Annotated in this window: 2 protein-coding genes; one reads left to right on the forward strand and one right to left on the reverse strand. The window is 70.6% G+C overall.

What is annotated here, in order from left to right; genetic code table 11:
• The first annotated feature begins 277 nt into the window (after positions 1 to 277).
• Positions 278 to 895: a DUF4328 domain-containing protein gene (locus ABT057_RS49005; RefSeq protein WP_352351892.1), complete on the forward strand. Its 618-nt coding sequence runs from the start codon at positions 278 to 280 to the stop codon at positions 893 to 895.
• Between the two features lie 92 nt (positions 896 to 987).
• On the opposite strand, the gene ABT057_RS49010 is transcribed toward ABT057_RS49005, so the two are convergent.
• The gene (locus ABT057_RS49010; RefSeq protein WP_352351894.1) at positions 988 to 1,851 is read right to left on the reverse strand and encodes a mycofactocin-coupled SDR family oxidoreductase; all 864 of its coding nucleotides are present in this window, start codon (positions 1,849 to 1,851) and stop codon (positions 988 to 990) included.
• Between the last annotated feature and the right edge of the window lie 189 nt (positions 1,852 to 2,040).

The following is a 2,040-nucleotide window of genomic DNA, read 5'->3' on the forward strand; positions in this document are numbered from 1 at the left end:
CGCCGACGTCGTGCACTTCGACAAGAGCCGCAAGCTCGCCCCCGCCACCCAGGACAGCTGAACCACCCAACCCCAACCGACCCGCAGACCGGCCCCCGAGCGCCAGCGCTCCGGGGGCCGGTCTCCGTCCGCCCTCGTCGAGGCCGTCGGCACGGGCGTCCTCGAACGCCTCACCAAAGAGACTGCGGGACAGCTGTGACAGGCCTATGATCCAGTCGCCGTCGTCCTCTGTGCGCCGCCTGGGCGCATCCTGTCCCCGAAGAGCAGGTCTCCCACCATGACCATTTCCCCCGGCAAGGCGCCATGGGTCCTCGCCCGCCTCGCGCAGGGCACGATGGCCGCGGCGGCCGTCGCGGACGTGTTCGAGGCGCTTGCCCTCAGGGCTCACCGCCTGCACCCGGCGGACGCGTCGCCGAGCGACTCCGGCCGCACGTCCATGGTGTACGTCTACCTGATGACGGCCGCCGCCGTGTTCTTCCTGATGTGGTTCAGCCGCAGCCGGCGCGCCGCGCAGGCGCTCACCCCCGGGGCCGCCGAGGGATCCGGGGTATGGGCCGTCGTCGCCTGGCTGATTCCCGTCGTGAACCTGTGGGTGCCGCGCGGACTCCTCCTCGAGGTCCTGCGTGCGAGCGGCTCCGGGGCCGAGAGCGGTTCGGAGGGGAAGGTGCGCGACGACGTCCTGGTGAACTGCTGGTGTGCGGCGTGGGCCGCGCACGCGGTGATCACCGGGACGTATCAGACCGCAGGGGGGACCTCGATGGTCGTGCTGGTGGTGTCGGAGGTCTTCAACCTCGCCGCCGCGGTCCAAATGGTCTGGCTGGTGCAGCGCATCACCGCCAGGCAGAGCGCGGCGCTCCCCGCGCAGCCGCCGGCCGAGCCGCTCACCCATGCCTGACCGCGCCGCCCGCTGACACGTTGTCCGCGGAAGCCCCCAGCCCCCGTTCGGCGGTCTGCGTGCGCGGGATCTCGTTCGCCCCGCCATGACGTTCAGAACGTGGGCAGTTGGGGTCGCCGCTTCACGTATCCGGCGGCGTCCACCCGCATCTGCATGCCGGTGACGTAACGCGACTCGTCGGAGACCAGGAAAAGCACGGTGTCGGCGATGTCCTCCGGCTCGACGTACGGGATGCCGAAGCCGGTCGTCGCGGGGAAGGAGGGCAGTGCGTCCTCGCGGCCCGGGTTCTCCAGGTCGGGCCGGAACGACCGGTACATCAGGTCGCTGTTGAGCATGTCGGTGTTGACGTTCGTGGGATGCAGCGCGTTCACCCGGATCCGCCGGGACGCCAGCACGGTTGCCAAGTCGTGTACAAACGAGGCCACTTGGCGCTTGGCGAACGAATAGCCCAGCCCGCCCGGCCCGTTGGCCGGGTTGTCGGTGGTCGCCGGGATCAGCCCGGCGATGGACCCCGTGGCGACGATCGAGGCGCCGTCGGGCAGATGGGGCAGCGCCGCGTCGACCGCGTGGACCACCCCGTTGAAGTCGACGGTGATCGCGTCCAGGAAAGCCTGCGCGGTCTGCCCGGGCCCCAGCGGGCAGATCCCGGCCTGGGCGACGACCGCGTCGAGCCTTCCCAGCTCCGCCACCCCCTCGGCCACGGCTGCCTTGAGCGCCGCCGGATCGCGCACGTCGGCCTTGCGGGCGACGATGCGCCGGCCGAGTTTCTCGACCTGTCGCACCGTCTCGTCGAGGTCCTCCGCGGTGGCGAGCGGATAGCCGTTGGTGGCGATGTCCGCGCAGAGGTCGACGGCGATGATGTCGGCGCCCTCCGCCGCGAGCCGGACCGCCTGCGCCCGGCCCTGGCCGCGCGCGGCTCCGGTGATGAAGACGACCTTGTCCTGCACTCGACCCATGGGGTCTCCTTCCGTCCCGAAAAGAGTAGCCTTAATCTGGGGTTGTTGAGCCATGATCCCGCTCAAAGTCTGCGATCAGGGCACGCAATCCATCCGGTGTTGGTATGGCTGTGCCCCACGGTCCGGGGGGTCCGTGGGGCTGGGTGGTGTCTGTCCGTTCAGCCGGCGGGCTGGGGTGGCGGTGTGAAG

Origin of the sequence: Streptomyces sp. NPDC002588 (assembly GCF_040295925.1) — a bacterium.
GTDB lineage: Bacteria > Actinomycetota > Actinomycetes > Streptomycetales > Streptomycetaceae > Streptomyces.